Below are 17288 nucleotides of genomic sequence, written 5' to 3' on the forward strand. Positions count from 1 at the left end.
TGATTTAATTTTTGCGCTCTCCGGCTGCCTTGCCGATATTCATGCTGTTCGCCTCAAATGTGTTCATGACATTCGCCTGGTACGGCCATTTGAAATATGTCGGCTCGCCCATATACAGCGCGGTCTTCACCAGTTGGGGCATTGCGTTTTTTGAATATTGGCTGGCCGTGCCGGCAAACCGCATCGGCCATCAGGTCTATTCGACGGCTGCGCTCAAGACCATGCAGGAGATCATCACCCTCACGGTCTTCGCCGGATTTTCCACCTTCGTGCTCAAGGAGCAGCTGACGCTCAACCACGCCGTCGGCTTCGGCTTCATCGCCGCGGGGGCATTTTTCATTTTCTACGGGCCGATACGCTGATCAGCCGATCAGCGCCTGCCTCTGCGCATCGACCAGCTGCGCAATGCCGCCGCGCGCAAGTCCGAGCAATTCGCCCAATTGCGCCTCGGTGAAAGGCACGCCCTCGGCTGTGCCCTGCACCTCGACGATGCCGCCCTTGCCGGTCATGACAAAATTGGCATCCGTCTCGGCGGTGGAATCCTCGTTATAATCAAGGTCGAGCATCGGCACGCCCTTGATAATCCCGCAGGAAATGGCCGCCACATGATCTCTGATCGGCGAATCTTTCAGCATGGACCGCCCGCGCATCCAGGTAATGCAATCGGTCAGCGCGATGAAGGCGCCGGTGATGGATGCCGTGCGCGTGCCGCCGTCCGCCTGCAGAACATCGCAATCCAGCGTGATCTGGCGTTCCCCGAGCAGACCAAGATCAACGACGGCGCGCAGCGAGCGGCCGATCAGACGCTGAATCTCCTGCGTGCGTCCCGAAGGCTTGCCGCTGGTCGATTCGCGCCGTGTGCGCGAATGGGTGGCGCGCGGCAGCATGGAATATTCCGCCGTGACCCAGCCCTTGCCCTGACCGCGCAGCCATGCCGGCGGCTTTTCCTCCAGAGAGGCCGTGCAGAGCACGTGCGTCTCGCCAAACTTGATCAGACAGGAGCCCTCGGCATAGCGCGCCACGTTGCGTTCGATCGATACAGGACGCAGGGCGTCGGCGGCTCTGTTATTGGCGCGCATGAACTTCTCCTCATTTTGATTGCCCGTCTTTATGCGGCTTCTCCCGCCAAAGCAACCGGCACCTGCCCCGAGCCATTCAATTTTCGCGTATCAGCCATGCAACAAGAAATTATCGTCACGCTGCGACGTATGCGACAGATGGGTATAAGCTTTTGTTCTTATCGTCGCCCTCCAAGCATCCGGCGCCAATTGTAAAATGAGTTCCATGCACGTTCACAATTCTGCTCCTGCTCTTTCCGAACGGGATATCAAAACCATTGTCGTCGGCATCATCCTGGCCATGCTGCTCGGCGCGCTGGATCAGACCATCGTCGCCACGGCCATGCCCACGATCGGACGGGACCTCGGCGACCCGGATCAGATATCCTGGGTGGCCAGCATCTATCTGCTGACGGCGACCGCCGTCACCCCGCTTTATGGCAAGCTCAGCGACATTCATGGCCGGCGGGTGGTGCTTCTCACCGCCATCGTCATTTTCACGCTCGGTTCCATCGCCTGCGCGCTGGCGCCGTCGATGCTCATTCTCATTGTGGCCCGTGCCGCGCAGGGCGCGGGCGGCGGCGGGCTTATCTCGCTGGCGCAAACGATCATCGCCGATATCATCGCGCCCAAGGAGCGCGGGCGCTATCAGGTTTACATTGCCAGCGTCTTCATGATGTCGAGCCTGCTGGGGCCGGTGCTGGGCGGCTTCTTCACGGAGCATCTGCACTGGTCGATGATTTTCTGGATCAATCTGCCGCTCGGCATTGCCGCCTATGCCATGACCAGTTCGTCGCTGCGCAGGCTGCCGCGTCATGACCGTCCGCACCAGCTCGACATTCTGGGCGCGGTGCTGATGATGCTCGCCACTGTGTCGATCATGCTGGCGCTCAGCTTCGGCGGCATCCGCTTTGCCTGGACGTCGCTGCCCATCGCCGCGCTGGTCGGCATTTCGCTGGTTTTCTGGGCCGCCTTCGGCCTTCGCGTCAGCACTGCGCATGAACCGCTCATTCCCGTCGAACTGCTGGGCAATAAAGTGGTGCTCAACGGAACGCTTTCGGCCTTTTTCGGCATGGGCACCTATATCGGGCTGACCATTTACATGCCGGTCTATTTTGAAAGCGTCTCGGGGCTGAGCGCCGCCGATTCCGGGCTGGCGCTCATTCCGCTGATGATCGGCACGGTCTGCGGCGCAACGCTTTCGGGGCGCGTGATGCTTTATCTGACGCATTACAAGCGTTTGCCGATCTGGGGTCTTCTGTTCGCCATTCTTGGACTGAGCATTCTGGCGCTGGGCGGCAAGTCCCTGCCGCTGGCCGGCGTCGAGGTCATCATCGGACTGGTGAGCATCGGTCTGGGCACGTTGCTGCCGGTCACAACGGTCGCCATCCAGAATGCGGTGGAGCCGCATCAGCTCGGCACGGCCACAGGCACAGCCAATTTCTTCCGCCAGCTTGGCAGCGCGCTGCTGGTGGCCATATTCGGCGCCATCCTGCTGGCCGGAACCGGCGCACAGAGCGTGGAAATGCTCAACCGGGTGCTGACCGGCGATGTCGCGATCGCCGCTTTCCGCCTGATCTTCATGGCGGCGGCGCTGGGCTTCTTCTGCGCCTTTCTCTTCCTGCTGCGCATGGACGAACTGCCGCTCAAGGCCGGCGCCAGACATGCCGCCGAGGCCGTGATCGCCGATTAAGGCAATTCCTTTCCCCGTCCTTCGACAGGCTCAGGACGGGGGAGATCGCGCGAGGTTCAGAAGGGCACCCCAGTCAGGGCTGGAAACAGCCCCGGAGCGCGCGCCATCAGACCCCCAGCCGCGCCCGGAGATGGTCGGCCACACGCAGGGCCTGCGCCGCGATGGTCAGCGACGGGTTGACGGCTGCGGAGGATACGAAAAACCCGCCGTCGACACAGTAGAGATTGTCGATTTCCCAGGTCTTGCACAACGGATCGAGAACGGAGGAGGCGGGATCGGCGCCCATGCGCAACGTGCCGCATTGATGCGATGTGGTCTCGATGCCGCCATGTTTCTCGAAAATCAGCGGATGACCAAAGGCCCGCATGATCTTGCGCAGTTCATCGGCAAGCCTGCGGTTCGGCACACGGTTGTTCAGGCGCCAGATCAGCTTCACGCCCTCGCCATCAGGCAGAACGCGGTTGTCCGGATCGGGAAGATCCTCGCTCATGGCGAGCCAGTCGATCGAGCGGTTGGACAAAGCCTGCATGACGGGCCGCGGCACAAGCGGCACTTCGGCGGTCAGCATGCCTGCCTGCAATTTGCCGAGCATCTGCAGATTACCCATCGGATATCTGAAGCTGTCGGTGCCCCAGTAAAAATCATTCATCGAAATGGTCTTCTGATAGACCGTCTCGTTGAGTCTGAACGGGTTCACGCACATCATGGCCGTAAGATGATGCGCCATATAATTGCGGCCAAGCTGGCCGGAGCCATTGGCAAGACCATCGGGATGCGCGCCATTGGCCGAGCGCTGCATCAGCAGGGCGGAATTTATCGCACCGGCGCTGAGCACGACAACCGGCGCGCGGCGGATCTCGCGCCCATGCGGCGTTTCCACCTCGACGCCGTCAATCTGCCTGCCGTCCGGCGTGGTGAGCAGGCGCAAAACCCGGACAGAGGTTTCCATGGTGATATCGGGATCAAGCAACGCCGGACGAAGGGCGCAATTCTCGGCATCGCCCTTGGCATCGACCTGACACGGAAAACCATCACAGGTCTTGCAGCGGATGCATTTGCCGCCATCGCCCTGCTGCACGGAAGCCGGCAGCGGAAACGGCCTGTAGCCGCTCTTCCTGAGATGTTCAAAAAGCCGTGCGATCGGCGGATCATGCGCGATGGGCGCATGCGGATAAGGACGGGAGCGCGGCCCCTCCCCCGGATCAAGCCCGGCCTCGCCCCGCACGCCCAGCATGGATTCGGCGCGGGAATAATAGGGCTCCAGCTCGTCATAGGAGATCGGCCAGGCAGGCGAAATGCCCTCATGATGCTCGACGGCGTCAAAATCCCGCGGACGAAAGCGCATGATGCAGGCGCCGTACATCTTGGTGTTGCCGCCGACAAAATAATGCTGGTTCGGTTTGAAGGCGCGGTTATCCTGATCGCGCCATTCCTCGCCGGAGCGATAGCGCTTCTGATGAAAAACACTGGTTACGCTCCAGTTTTCCGGCTCGCGCGGCAGGTGGGTGCCGCGCTCCAGAACATGAACCTTGAGACCGGAACCCCGAAGCCCATAGGCGAGGCTTGCCCCGCCCATGCCCGAGCCAATGATCAGAATATCCGGCTGCTTCGTCATCAATCGATCCGCTTGGTCGTCGCCGGATCAAAGATGACAGCCTTTTCCATGTTGAAGGCGAAAACCATCGGCTTGCCCGAAACGACGTCGATATCGGCGCGAAGACGCGCCGTGACCTCGGCGCCGCCAAGCTTGGTGACGACAAAAGTGTCGGCGCCAGCCGGTTCCACCACATCGACATGGGCGCTGACCTTTTCGATATGCGTCGAATGATGGTCGGCGCTGGCCGGATCGGTGATGGCTTCAGGGCGGATGCCAAGAATCACCTTCTGGCCCTGCGCGGCATTCTTCACCTCGCCCGGCAGGGCAAGCGTAATGGCGTCATCGCCCTCGCGCTGCATGACGACGCGCACCCCGCCGCCGGAGCGGTCGATCGTGCCCTCGATCAGGTTCATCGCGGGCGAGCCCATGAAATCGGCGACAAACAGGTTCGACGGCTTGTTGTAAATTTCAGATGGGGTGCCGAACTGCTGCACTTCGCCATCCTTCAGAACGGCGATCTTGGTTGCCAGTGTCATGGCCTCGATCTGGTCATGCGTGACATAGACAATGGTTGTGCCGGTTGTCTGATGCAGGCGCTTGATCTCGACGCGCATGTCAACACGCAGCTTCGCATCGAGGTTGGAGAGCGGTTCGTCGAACAGGAAGATGCGCGGATCGCGCACGAGCGCACGGCCCATGGCGACGCGCTGGCGCTGGCCGCCGGAGAGCTGGCTGGGCTTGCGGCCCAGCAGATGCGTGATCTGCAGGGTTTTGGCCGCCTTGTCCACCGCCGCAGCGCGCTCGGCTGCCGGAACGCCGCGCATTTCGAGCGCGAAGGCAATGTTCTGCGCCACTGTCATGTTGGGGTAGAGCGCATAGGACTGGAACACCATGGCAATGTCGCGCTTGGACGGGTGCAGATCATTGACCACCTGCCCGTCGATGCGGATCTCGCCGGCAGTGATGCTTTCAAGCCCGGCTATTGTATTAAGCAGGGTGGATTTGCCGCAGCCCGAAGGCCCGACCAGCACGAGAAATCCGCCCTTGTCGAGTTCAAGGTCGATGCCCTTGAGAATATCAACCGCGCCGAAGCTTTTTTTCAGGTTCACAATATCGAGAAAGGCCATGGTTCTATCCTTTGACGGCGCCTGCCATGAGACCGCGCACAAAATAGCGGCCCGCGACAATATAAACAAAAAGGGTGGGAAGGGCGGCGATGATCGCCGCAGCCATATTGACGTTATATTCAACGACGCCGGTCGAGGTGTTGACCACATTGTTGAGCGCCACCGTCATCGGCATCGAATCGCCTGCGGCGAAGGTCGCGCCGAACAGGAAGTCGTTCCAGATATTGGTGAACTGGTAGATCACCGTGACGATGAAGATCGGCATGGAATTGGGCAGCAGGATACGGCGGAAAATCTGGAAGAAGCCCGCACCGTCCATCTGCGCCGCCTTGATCAGCTCGGTGGGAAAGGCGTCATAATAATTGCGGAAAAACAAGGTGGTGAAGCCGAGACCATAGACCACATGCACGATCACGAGATTTTCGGTCGGCGCGCCGAAGCCAAAATCCCAGCCGAATGTCTCGGTCAGGCTCTCGCCCAGCCCGCCCAGTTGGCCCAGCACGGTCGCCATGGGAATAAGCACCGACTGAAAGGGAATGAAGCAGGCAAAAAGCATCAGCCCGAACACCAGACGGTGTCCCTTGAACTGCCATTTGGTCAGCACATAGCCATTGAGCGCGCCCAATATGGTGGAGATGAGCACGGCCGGAACCACCATTTTGATGGAGTTCCAGAAATAGCCCTTGATGCCTTCGCAGGTCAGGCCGACGCAGGCCTTGCCCCAGGCTTTGGTCCAGGGCTCGAAGGTCAGTTGGTGCGGCAGCGCGAACATGTTGCCGCCCGTCACTTCGGGAAGCGGCTTCAGCGATGTCATGACCATCACAACCAGCGGCAGCAGGTAGATCAGGGCAAAAATCAGCAGCAGGCCATAGATGATGACACGGCTGGTGGCCGAAGAACGCGAGGGCTCGCGCACCGGCGCTTTGAGAAGGGCGTCGACGCTCATTATTTCTTCTCCCGCAGTTCGGAATAAAGATAAGGCACCATGATGGCGGCAATCGTCATCAGCATGATCACGGCGCTGGCCGAGCCGATCGCCATCTGGTTGCGGGTGAAGGTGTAGGAATACATGAAGGTCGAGGGCAGTTCCGCCGCCCCGCCCGGATTCTTGCCCGTCACCGAAAGCACGAGATCATAGGATTTGATCGCCATATGCGCGAGCACGATCAGCGCCGAGAGAAACACCGGCCGCATGATCGGGATGATGATGCGCCGATAGGTCTGGAAGGCCGACGCGCCGTCAATCTGGGCCGCCTTGAGGATCTCGCCGTCAATGCCGCGCAGGCCCGCAAGAAACATGGCCATGACAAAACCCGAGCTCTGCCAGATGCCGGCAATCGCGACGCAATAGATCATCATGCGCGGATTGACCACCCAATCGAACTTGAAGCTTGTCCAGCCCCAGACATGCATGGCCTTTTCAAGTCCGATGCCGGGATCGAGGAACAGCTTCCAGGCGGTTCCGGTCACAATGAAGGACAGCGCCAGCGGATAGAGATAGATCGGGCGCAGCACACCCTCGCCGCGGATTTTCTGGTCGAGCAGGATTGCCAGCGTCAGGCCGAGAACCAGACAGAAGACCACATAGAGTCCCCCGAAAAGGCCCATATTGACAATCGCCGTATACCAGCTTGAAGGCGGGTCATATTCGAAAGTCCAGCCCCACAGGCGCTTATAGGATATCCAGCCCACCAGATCGTAGCTCGGGAAGGCCTTGGAATTGGTGAATGAAAGATAGATGGTCCAGAGAATGAACCCATAAACAAAAAACAGCAGAGCGGCAAAGCTGGGCGCCAGCACCAGTTTCGGCAGCGCGTCCTGAAGACGGCTGCGCAGGTCGCGGCGCGCGTGTACGGAACTGGATGCTGCGAGCGTCATGCTGCAATCCTTGAGCTGGGTGAACAGGAAGTGTTCCCCCACCCTTCGATAAGTCAGGGTGGGGAATGCAAAGCAGGAGATTCTGTCTCCTCCGTATGAGCGGAGACCTTATCCAACCTCATCCCGCGGCCTTGTCTTCCGACAGGCTCGGGATGAGGCGGAGTCCCGGACGCGAGGTCCGTTCTTACTTGGCAGCGTCGATCGCCTTCGAGAGTTCGGCAACAGCCGACTCGGAGGTCTTGATTTCGCCATGGAAGAACTTGGTCACGACGTCCTTGTAGGCATTGGCCACAGCCGGAGGCGCGCCATAACCCTGCGCCAGCGAGCCGAACAACGTACCCTTGGAGTTGGCTTCAGCCAGATCCTTCATGCCGGCCTTGCCGCAAGCGTCAAAGGCGGTATCCGGAACGTCGACACGGGCCGGAACCGAACCCTTGACCACGTTGAAGGCGGACTGGAAGCTCTTGGACAGCGTTGCCGTGGCAAGTGCGATCTGGGCTTCCTGACGGTCAGCCGGAACCTTGAACATTCCGAACATGTCCGAATTATAAATCACGCTGCCCTGAGTCTGCGGGAAGCGCGGGCAGAGGAAGTCGGTACCGGCAACCTTCTTGGCGGCGACAAATTCACCCTTCGCCCAGTCACCCATCACCTGCAGGAGCGCATCACCCTTGATCACCATGGCGGTGGCAAGGTTCCAGTCGCGTCCGGCATAGTTCGGATCGGTGAATTCGCGCAGCTTGGCGAGATTGTCGAAAGCCTTCTTCATCGTATCCGACTTCAGAGCAGCCGGGTCGAGATCGTTGAAAGCCTTCTTGTAGAAGTCTGCACCGCCGGTCGCGAGAACGACAGAGTCAAACATGGTGGCTTCCTGCCAGGGCTGGCCGCCCTGCGCCAGCGGAATCACGCCGGCTGCCTTGGCCTTCTGCAGAAGGGCAATGAGATCGTCGAAGGTCTTGGGCTCGGTGCCGCCGATCTTTTCGAGGACGGCCTTGTTGATCCACAGCCAGTTGACCGAGTGCACGTTCACCGGAACAGCGACCCACTTGCCCTTATAGACAGCGAACTTCTGCAGAGCGGCGGGAACGACCTTGTCCCAGCCTTCCTTTTTGGCGGTCGCAGTCAGGTCGCCCATCTTGCCGGCAGCCGCGTAATCAAGAACCGTGTAGCCAAGCATCTGCGAGGCCGTCGGGTTGTTGCCGGCAGCGACCATGGCCTTGAGGGCGGTCATGGCGGCATCGCCGCCGCCGCCTGCAACCGGAACGTCCTTCCAAGTATAGCCTTCCTTGGCGAGGTCCTGCTTGAGGACGTTCAGAGCGGCAGCTTCACCGCCCGAGGTCCACCAGTGCAGCATCTGCACTTCCTTAACCTGGGCATGAGCCGGCGCTGCAAATCCGAACGCAGCCAACATAACCCCGGCCAGCAATTTTGTTCTATTTGACATCTGTTTCTCCCTTGGTCCTTTGCCGGAAGAACGTCCGGCGCGTATCACTCTGGCCCCGACCGGAATCTTCCGGCCTTACCGGCCCGCATGAACCTTCAACAGTCTGTGCGACCCCATTATTACGGGCTGTCCGCATCAGGCTGTATCCGGTCTCATTCATACAGACGCTTTTCAGCGCCAATGTCCACCTGCCAGCGCGCCGCGTGCACCCGCGCCGCGGGCGCGAAACGCCTGCGCATCCGGCATTCAAATTCCCGGCTCCACTTTTATGGCCCGCCCTTCGCGCGCCGATTGCAGCGCGGCAAAGGCAAGCGCCATGGATCTGACGCCGTCTTCTCCGGTCGCAGCGGGGGCGCATTCGCCCCTGACAGCGCCATGAAATGCGCGTATCGCGCGCTCGTAAAGATTTTCATGAACGAGGGCCAGTTGCTCCTCGCCGCCCTGATGCCGCAGCACAACCTCGCCGACCGGCTTTTGTGTCATGCAGTTGCGCGCGATGAGCGAGCCTTCCGTGCCATGCACCTCAAAACCCGTTCCGGCATATTGGCAGGTGAAGGCATCATGAAACTGCGCCAGAACTCCGGAGCCGAACCTTACAACGCCCATGACCCCATCTTCGATGCCCGGCGCGCCCATGCCGCCTTCCTGCGTGAACGCGGTTACCTCCACCGGATCATCGTTGAGCACGAATCGCAATGTATCGGCGTCGTGCACCGTGATATCGGCAACAACGCCCGCACCGGCTCCCGGATTATTGATGCGCCAGCCCTGCAGGTGCGGCGGCAGATAGACCGCATGAAACACCCGCGCAAACAGGGGCTTGCCAATCCTGCCCGCGCCGATGGCCGCGCGCATGGCGCGGTGCGTGGCGGCATTGCGCAGATGATGGTTGGTGGCCATCACCACTCCGGCCTCCTGCGCGGCCTTCACCATGATGCGCGCATCCCCGAGGCTCATAGCCAGAGGCTTTTCGCACAGAACATGCCGGCCCGCTGCGATGGCGGCCAGAGCCTGCTGCTTGTGCAACTCGTTGGTGGTAGAAATATAGACGGCATCGACATCGGCAAAAACCTCGTCAAGGCTTCCGGCAACGTGCTCAACACCATTTGCGGCGGCAAAATCAGCGCCGCGCGCCGCATCTGAGGACATGACAATGCGTGGCAGGCCACCCGCGGCGCGAATAGCCGGAATCACCCATTCCCTGGCGATCGTGCTTGCCCCGATCAGACCCCAGCGAAGCGCGCTCATTCATGCCCCTCCTTGCGATAAAGAATAGGGCCCGGGAAAATAAAATGAAGGGAGATGGCTGCAAAATCGGTTTGTGTCGGGCTCCGGAGCCGCAGCACAATTTCCCGAGGCAGCCTTTGCCTCAGCCTCCCAGTTATTGCCTCCCCAGGCATATTCATTATTTCAGAAACTCTTTATTGGAACGTTCCATAAACCAAAAAATTGAACAGTTCAACCTATTTTCTGCAAATGCTACCCAAGATTACCAAATTCGACGCAAATGTCGATAATTGCAAAATTTTCCGCCTCGCGGCCAAAGCTCTTGACGAAAAGCCGCTGATCAGGCCATTGGCTGAAAAACTTCAGGAAAGAGCCGATCATGAATGATGCATTGCCCGACCGCCTCAGCGCCAATCCCAAGAGTCCCTATTATGACGAGGCCGCGCTGGAACGCGGCGTCGGCGTCATTTTCGACGGCGCGGACCGCACCAATATCGATGAATATTGCGTCAGTGAGGGCTGGGTGCGTGTCACGGCCGGGAACGCGAGGGATCGTTTCGGCAATGCGATGACCATCAAGCTCAAGGGCAAGGTGGAGCCCTACTGGCGCGAGTCCCGGGACTGAGCTGCGACCGGCGCGTTTTCGCCTGTATCCTCATCCGTCAGGGTAGCGAGGCGCAGGCCGAAACCGAACTGAACGCGCTCGAGCAGATGTGCCTCCGCGTCATAGGCCTTGCCCTGTAACCGGAGATATTCGAAGGACAGGCGCCCCAGCGCCGCGAGAAGATCATAGGACGCGACAACCTGATCGTGCTGCGCCTTGACGAGATTGACGCGGGCGCTGACCAGCGCGTGCTGGGCGTTGAGTATGTCAAGAATGGTGCGCCGGCCGAACTGGGCCTCGTCGCGCACGCCGGTCACCGCAATGGCTGCGGCGTCTACCTCCGATTGTGCGGCGCGGATGACGGCCGCGCTGTTCCTGAATACGCCCCAGGCTGAGACAAGTTCGGCGCGCACCTTGTTTTGCTGGGCGTCCAGATCCGCCTGCTGCTGCGTGAGCTGCTCGCGCGCCTGACGCTGCGTTGCGTCCGTCAGCCCGCCATCGTAAATCGGCACGGTCAGGCTGGCCGAGATGCCGGCAACCCAATTCCGTGAATTATCGAGACTGTTGTAGGAATTGTAGCTCTTCTGAATTTGCCCCGACAGAGAGAGCACCGGAAAGAAGGCCGCGCGGGCGATATCGACATTCAGCTGAGCAGCCCGGACATCTTCTCTGGCTCCGCGCACTGCGGGATGCTCTTTGAGCGCACCCCTAACAGCCTCGTCAAGCGTGGCCGGGATGCCATTTCCCGCAGGCGGCGGCGATTGAAGTTCTCCTGGCAGACTGCCGAAAACCTGGCGGTAGGCCGCCTCGCTGGATTTGAGATTCGACTCCGCTGTCAGACGATCGGCCGTGCCGCGCGCCAGCGCCGCCTCGGCCTGAGCGACATCGGTGCGCGTCGCGTTGTCCAGCGAAAACTGGCCCCGCGTCTGCTTGAGCTGCTCATTCAGCACGTCCTGATTGGAGCTTTGCAGCGCCAGAATCGCTCTGTCGCGCACAACATCCATATAGGCCTTTATCCCCGACTGGAACACGGATTCCTCGGTCAGACGCAAACGTTCGCGGCTGGAGTTCACGCCGGCTTGTGCCTGCAGGACGCTGTTGGCCGTCTTGTTGCCATTCCAGAGGTTCTGTTGCACGGTCAGACCGATTGAGCTCGGGCGAAGGTGGCTGGTAGATTTCGTTACCGAACGGAAGCTCGGATATTCATAGCCAGAACTCTGATACCCGCTCTGCCCTGATAATCCGATCTGGGGCAGAAAGCCCGAACGCGCTCTGAGAACGTTTTCGTCCGCAGCCCGTGTTGCCGCACGCTGGCCGGATAGCGAGGGATTGTTCGCATAAGCGGCCTGCAAGGCACTCTGCAACGTCTCAGCCTCCGCTTTCAGATCAGAAAATGCGATAATTGCGCCGCACGGCAACAACAGGCTTAATACAAAACGCAAGACTCGGATATTCATCGCATACTCTTTTATTATTACTTCAATAAAATTATCAATTTCGAATTAATATTTGGTTATGAGTCTAAATTTAGAAATATATTTAAATTATATAAGGATTTTTGCTCTTTATTACTTTTAATCAACCAGACCCAAAGGCATAATGAAGTCCGGTTCTTCCCCGTTCCGCAGACGGAACAGGTTGCGTCGAGCCGGTTCAATGGGCATCACCGGGCAATGCGCAATTTGCAGGCGCGCGCGAATATGATAGTTGGCTGTCAGGCTGAGATGCGGCCGGGGACAAGAAGGGCATAATTTGGTGGACGAACATGTTCAGCGCAAAAAGCGGCGGCTTTTTATCCTTGGCGGCAAAAACGGCGCGGTGATCCGGCGGCTGTTCTCAGAAAATTTTCTGCATTATTGGCGTTATTATGCGCTTGCAGCGGTCTTCATGGTGATGGTTTCGGGCAGCACCGCCCTCTCGGCGTGGATCATGCGCGATGTGGTCAACGCCATGCTGATCAATCACGACATGCAATTGCTGTTGCCGCTGTGCTTCGTCATCATTGGTATATTCGCGACCAAGGGGCTTTCGAGCTACGGACAGGATGTGACGCTCGGGCGTGTCGGCAACCGCATCGTGGCCGATGTGCAGCAGCGCGTCTACAAGCATGTGCTGAAGTTCGGGCTTGACTATTTCACCAAGACGCCCTCGAGCGAACTGGTCATGCGTGTATCGGGCGGCGCGAATTCTGCTCGCGACGTGATCAACATGATCGTTGTCAGCTTCGGACGCGACCTCCTGACGCTGGTCAGCCTCATTTCGGTCATGCTGATCCAGACGCCTGTGCTTACGGTCATTACGCTCGTCATTGCGCCCATTGCCATTCTCGGCGTCTCGCGGCTGATCCGGCGCGTGCGCGGTGTCATGGAACAGGAATTCCTGCTTGCGACGCGGGCAATGCAATTGCTGCAGGAGACGGTGCTGGGCGCCCGCATCATCAAGAGCTTCAATCTCGAACCCCGGATGCGCGGGCAGATGGAAGAGGCGGTGCTGGCGCTGGAGCAGCGCGCCAACCGCCTGATCTCGCTGCAGGCGCGTTCCAGCCCGCTCATGGAGTCTCTTGGCGGCATGGCTATCGGCATCATTCTGCTTTATGCTGGCTGGGCTTCAGCCAAGGGCGACCAGACACCGGGCAATTTCATCTCGTTCCTCACGGCCTTTTTGTTTGCCTATGAACCAGCCAAGCGTCTTGCCCGCCTGCAGATCAATCTGGAACAGAGCATCTTCGGTGTGAACATGATGTTCGATGTCCTCGATTCTCCGGCCGATGTGACCGAACGCGAGGATGGGCTTGTTCTCCAATCCCGGGATCTGGATATTTACGCGAAAGACAGAAAAACGGGGCTTATTTCCTTCGATTCTGTGGAATTTTCCTATCGCGCGGGTCAGCCTGTGCTGCGCGGCATCAATCTCGATATTGCCCCGCACAGCAAGACGGCCCTTGTCGGCCCCTCCGGCGGCGGGAAGTCAACATTGTTCGCCCTTCTGCAGCGTTTCTATGACGTGAACAAGGGCACGATCCGTGTCGGCGGACAGGATATCCGCGACCTGAGCGTTGCGTCGCTGCGCGGACATATCGCCTTCGTCAGCCAGGACACCTATCTGTTTGCGGGCAATATCCGCGACAATATCCGCGTCGGACGCCTTGACGCGAGCGACGAAGAGATCGAAACCGCGGCACGCGATGCCTATGCGCATGAATTCATCAGCGCATTGCCCAAGGGCTACGAAACCAATGTCGGCGAGAACGGCGTCCAGCTCTCCGGCGGCCAGCGCCAGCGCATCGCCATTGCACGCGCCATTCTGAAAGGCGCGCCGATCCTGCTGCTGGACGAAGCCACTTCGGCGCTGGACAGCCAGTCCGAGCATATGGTGCAGATGGCGCTCGACCGCCTGATGCAGGGGCGCACCACGCTGGTCATCGCACATCGCCTGACAACGATCCTGAATGCCGACAGAATTCTTGTTCTCGATGGCGGGAGGATCGTGGAAGACGGCGCTCACGATGAGCTGCTGAAAAAGCAGGGGCTTTACGCCAGCCTGTATCATCATCAGTTTGAACAGGAAAGCACCAGCGAGGTCTGAGGGCCGTTCGCTCTTTTCAGCGGTGCCAGACATCCTTTTCGTTTTGTGCCAGCTTGGAAAGCTTGATGCGCAATGCGAGCTGCGAGGCCGTGGACAATTCCTTGTCCGTCATGCGGGCGGTGAGCGCTTTGAGAAAACTGGTGGCGCGTGTTCGCGTCTGGCCGTTTGGCAATTGGTCCATGGCCAGCGCGCACCATTTATAAGCGTCCACATCGTTTCTGGCAAAGACATTGCCCGCAATATACATTTCGCAGAGCGAACCATAGGCCGGAACATAACCTTGTATAGCCGCCTGTGTAATCCAGAACACCGCCATCGAAGGATTTTTCTCCACGCCTTCCCCGCCAAAATAGGCCAGACCCAGATCGTTTTCAGCTTCGGCAAAGCCATGCTCTGCGGCATCCTGATAAAGGCTGAGCGCATATTGCGTGTTCTTGAGAACATGATGTCCGTTGGCATAGGCATCCGCCAGAGCATGGATGGCAAAGGCATCGCCCTGGTCGGCACCCAATTCGAGCCATTTTATTGCATCGGCAAAGTCGGGTTTGTGACCATTGTCTTCGGACAGCTCATATTTGATCAATTCAGGCAAGGCATTGAGATCGCCGTTCTGCACGATGAAACGTAATTCCACGCCTTCGCCTGCCGGCCTTTGCAGCGGCGCGTTGGGAAAGTGATTGTCGGGAACAGCGCCCGTGTAGGGCATGTGAAATCCAAGCCGGACAATCAGCTGATCCTGCGCCGGCTTGGTCTCGTCATAGGTGAGATTGACCATGGTATAGAAGGGCGTGATCGAAATGATGTGTTTCATCTCAGGCTGCATGCCCATCTCGTCGAGATAGTTCTCGACAAGGCCTTTCAGGAACGCCCCGCCCGATTCGAGGCTGTTGTTTTTATGGACGATCGCCGCACCATGCAGCCCGAGGTGACTCATGTGCCTCTCGACCGCGCCCGCGGCAATGAACGTGCAAGCCGAACTGCAGCTGCGCGGATCCTCCTTCGTCAGCGGATTGCCGGATATGACAACGCCCTGATGCTCGTGCAATATGCGCCCGATACCGAGGGCTGCATTCAGATTGCCGCCGGGCGAAGCGAGATAGGTAACGGGAAAGGGCTTGTTCCTCGGCCAGAAGCGTTCCAGCTTTTCATAAAAATCGAGATCGCTCGAAACAATGCGGCCGGTGACGAAGACAAACTTCAGGCTGCCGACGGCAAGACAATCGTCGGTGACGCGGCCGCGGCAATCTTCCTGAAGCAGGACGTAGGCCTTGGCAGGCAATGTGTATATACTTGCTGACACTGCGGCCAGAAGACACAGCGCCAGGTGCCAACGCAAGATTGCAAAAAGTGAATGCATTACGTTAGGATAAGAGACCGGATAAGCAACATCAAAAAAATATTATTCTTATCTTACGAATAGATATTTCTGATTATTCTTATAAGTATCAAAATCAAGACATAGTCACGCTGCGAGAGTTCTGATTCCGATTAACATGAGTTGGCCGCAGGGAAATCCGGGCACCGTCCGGCGGATTGGCGCGGCGCTGGCATTGCTGATATCCTGAGCCGTCTTCCAACGGAGCATCGCCATGTCGCAAGATTCCATGCCTGCGCATTCCATACCGGACACATCAGCGCCAGAGTGCAGGCTGCTGCGCGCCGGCGCGCCCTTCGTCGGCAAGCAGGGCCTGACCTATGCTCCCGCGATCAGCGCGCAAACCACGGCCGCGCAGGCCATCCATATGCAATTGCTGTCCATGCCGCCCGGCGCTCGCGCCAGAGCCCATAAGCATGAATCGCATGAAACAGCGATATATGTGCTGAGCGGCGAATCCGGCATGTATTATGGCGAAAGGCTGGAAAACCATATGATCGCGCGGGCCGGGGATTTCGTCTATATCCCGGCAAATGTGCCGCATCTGCCCTATAACCTGAGCAAGACCGAACCCTGCACGGCGGTGGTCTCGCGCACTGATCCCAATGAACAGGAAAGCGTGGTGCTCCTGCCCGATCTTGAGAAGCTTGTGCCCTGAGGCCGAAACCGGAGCGCCTACCGGCTCTGGTTCAGGAAACTCTCAAAAATTTCGTTAAATGCGCGCGCCTCCTCAACATGAGGCATATGCCCTGCGGCTGGCAGCACATGCATCTGCGCGTGAACAGCCTGCGCCTTGGCGCGGTCCATCGGATTGATCCGATCCTCGCCACCCCAGACAACAAGCCTTGGCAGGGCCGCGGGCAGGCGCGGCAGCAGATCCGCGACCGGCTTTTCGGCATGGACGGCCACAGCGCCGATGGCGGCAAGTTCCTGCCGTATGCCGGGCTTTTCGAGATGATCCAGCACGCGGGCCACCATCTGCCGGCTGATGAGACGCGGGCGCACAACAAGGCGCGAGAGCAGCCGTTCCGCTTCCCCGGCATCCCTGAGCGCGGCAAATTGCGTAACAAACTCCCGGTCAAGATCTTGCCCCAGACCGGCGGGGGCTATCAGCGTCAGGGAGCGGACGCGCTCAGCCAGCGCGCAGGCCAGCGCAAGCGCAACGGCGCCGCCGAGGGAATGACCGGCCAGATGAAAGTCCTGCACAGGGCTGGTCTCGATGGCGGCTTGCACCAGAGCGGTAAGATCCTCAAGTGAGCGGGCCTGTGCAGGCGGGGCACCGCCATGGCCGGGCAGATCCAGCCCCCAGACATTGAAATGCGCGCCGAGCACCGGCGCATTGGCCAGCCAGGACAGGCGATCCGCGCCAAAGCCATGAATCAGCACAATATCGGGGCCAGCTTCCCCCGCGAGCTTGCGAAGCGGCGCAGCCTTTTTCAGGTCGGTCATGATCCGGCTCAGGCTGAAATTATCGCGAGAGTTGCGCCAACCTCGACGAGATCACCCTCTGGCGCAACAATCCGGGACAATCTGCCGGAAACGGGCGCGTCAATCTCCATGCTCAGCTTGGTCGTGGTGATGACGACAATCTGCTCGCCGGCCCTGACCTCATCGCCCTCCCGTTTGATCCATTCGGTGACTTCGGCTTCCGTGATTTCATTGCCCAGCTGGGGCACTAGTACAGGCACATCCATTGCAGT

Annotated in this window: 16 protein-coding genes; 5 read left to right on the forward strand and 11 right to left on the reverse strand. The window is 59.2% G+C overall.

Features of this window, described 5'->3' with window-relative positions:
• Positions 1 to 41 precede the first annotated feature (41 nt).
• Positions 42 to 362, forward strand: a complete 321-nt coding sequence (locus tag AC0N03_RS12940; protein WP_474289222.1) for a DMT family protein — start codon at positions 42 to 44, stop codon at positions 360 to 362.
• Here AC0N03_RS12940 and rph read toward each other — a convergent pair whose 3' ends face one another.
• Positions 363 to 1079: a ribonuclease PH gene (rph, locus tag AC0N03_RS12945; protein ID WP_474289223.1), complete on the reverse strand. Its 717-nt coding sequence runs from the start codon at positions 1077 to 1079 to the stop codon at positions 363 to 365.
• Between the two features lie 205 nt (positions 1080 to 1284).
• Between rph and AC0N03_RS12950 the strand changes: the two genes are divergently transcribed.
• Positions 1285 to 2751 carry an MDR family MFS transporter gene (locus tag AC0N03_RS12950; RefSeq protein WP_474289224.1) on the forward strand — a complete coding sequence of 489 codons (1467 nt, stop codon included), beginning with the start codon at positions 1285 to 1287 and terminating at the stop codon, positions 2749 to 2751.
• 106 nt (positions 2752 to 2857) lie between these two features.
• Here AC0N03_RS12950 and AC0N03_RS12955 read toward each other — a convergent pair whose 3' ends face one another.
• From AC0N03_RS12955 to AC0N03_RS12980, 6 genes are all read right to left on the reverse strand, one after another.
• Positions 2858 to 4366, reverse strand: a complete 1509-nt coding sequence (locus tag AC0N03_RS12955) for a GMC oxidoreductase (protein WP_474289225.1) — start codon at positions 4364 to 4366, stop codon at positions 2858 to 2860.
• On the reverse strand, positions 4366 to 5475 hold the full coding sequence (locus AC0N03_RS12960; RefSeq protein WP_474289226.1) for an ABC transporter ATP-binding protein: 1110 nt from the start codon (positions 5473 to 5475) through the stop codon (positions 4366 to 4368). Before AC0N03_RS12960 ends, AC0N03_RS12955 begins: the two co-directional genes overlap by 1 nt.
• Before the next feature lie 4 nt (positions 5476 to 5479).
• Positions 5480 to 6421, reverse strand: coding sequence for a carbohydrate ABC transporter permease (locus AC0N03_RS12965; protein WP_474289227.1), 942 nt, complete (start codon positions 6419 to 6421; stop codon positions 5480 to 5482).
• On the reverse strand, positions 6421 to 7353 hold the full coding sequence (locus tag AC0N03_RS12970) for a carbohydrate ABC transporter permease (RefSeq protein WP_474289228.1): 933 nt from the start codon (positions 7351 to 7353) through the stop codon (positions 6421 to 6423). The genes AC0N03_RS12965 and AC0N03_RS12970 overlap by 1 nt, the downstream gene beginning before the upstream one ends.
• Before the next feature lie 184 nt (positions 7354 to 7537).
• On the reverse strand, positions 7538 to 8764 hold the full coding sequence (locus AC0N03_RS12975; protein WP_474289255.1) for an ABC transporter substrate-binding protein: 1227 nt from the start codon (positions 8762 to 8764) through the stop codon (positions 7538 to 7540).
• A 279-nt stretch (positions 8765 to 9043) separates the two neighbouring features.
• Positions 9044 to 10045 carry a Gfo/Idh/MocA family protein gene (locus tag AC0N03_RS12980; RefSeq protein ID WP_474289229.1) on the reverse strand — a complete coding sequence of 334 codons (1002 nt, stop codon included), beginning with the start codon at positions 10043 to 10045 and terminating at the stop codon, positions 9044 to 9046.
• 358 nt (positions 10046 to 10403) lie between these two features.
• Between AC0N03_RS12980 and AC0N03_RS12985 the strand changes: the two genes are divergently transcribed.
• Positions 10404 to 10649 (forward strand): DUF3297 family protein, encoded by a 246-nt coding sequence (locus AC0N03_RS12985; RefSeq protein WP_474289230.1) that lies wholly within the window; start codon positions 10404 to 10406, stop codon positions 10647 to 10649.
• On the opposite strand, the gene AC0N03_RS12990 is transcribed toward AC0N03_RS12985, so the two are convergent.
• Entirely contained in the window at positions 10625 to 12085 is a 1461-nt protein-coding gene (locus AC0N03_RS12990; protein ID WP_474289231.1) for a TolC family outer membrane protein, read from the reverse strand. The genes AC0N03_RS12985 and AC0N03_RS12990 overlap by 25 nt on opposite strands.
• Before the next feature lie 298 nt (positions 12086 to 12383).
• Between AC0N03_RS12990 and AC0N03_RS12995 the strand changes: the two genes are divergently transcribed.
• Positions 12384 to 14213, forward strand: a complete 1830-nt coding sequence (locus tag AC0N03_RS12995; RefSeq protein WP_474289232.1) for an ABC transporter ATP-binding protein — start codon at positions 12384 to 12386, stop codon at positions 14211 to 14213.
• A gap of 16 nt (positions 14214 to 14229) precedes the next feature.
• Here the strand turns inward: AC0N03_RS12995 and AC0N03_RS13000 are convergent, their stop codons facing one another.
• Positions 14230 to 15513, reverse strand: coding sequence for a hypothetical protein (locus AC0N03_RS13000; RefSeq protein ID WP_474289233.1), 1284 nt, complete (start codon positions 15511 to 15513; stop codon positions 14230 to 14232).
• A gap of 319 nt (positions 15514 to 15832) precedes the next feature.
• Between AC0N03_RS13000 and AC0N03_RS13005 the strand changes: the two genes are divergently transcribed.
• The gene (locus AC0N03_RS13005; RefSeq protein ID WP_474289256.1) at positions 15833 to 16246 is read left to right on the forward strand and encodes a cupin domain-containing protein; all 414 of its coding nucleotides are present in this window, start codon (positions 15833 to 15835) and stop codon (positions 16244 to 16246) included.
• Between the two features lie 17 nt (positions 16247 to 16263).
• Here AC0N03_RS13005 and AC0N03_RS13010 read toward each other — a convergent pair whose 3' ends face one another.
• The gene (locus tag AC0N03_RS13010; protein ID WP_474289234.1) at positions 16264 to 17037 is read right to left on the reverse strand and encodes an alpha/beta fold hydrolase; all 774 of its coding nucleotides are present in this window, start codon (positions 17035 to 17037) and stop codon (positions 16264 to 16266) included.
• Between the two features lie 8 nt (positions 17038 to 17045).
• Entirely contained in the window at positions 17046 to 17282 is a 237-nt protein-coding gene (locus tag AC0N03_RS13015; RefSeq protein WP_474289235.1) for a lipoyl domain-containing protein, read from the reverse strand.
• Positions 17283 to 17288 lie beyond the last annotated feature (6 nt).

Source organism: Methylocystis sp. sgz306128 (assembly GCF_056032725.1).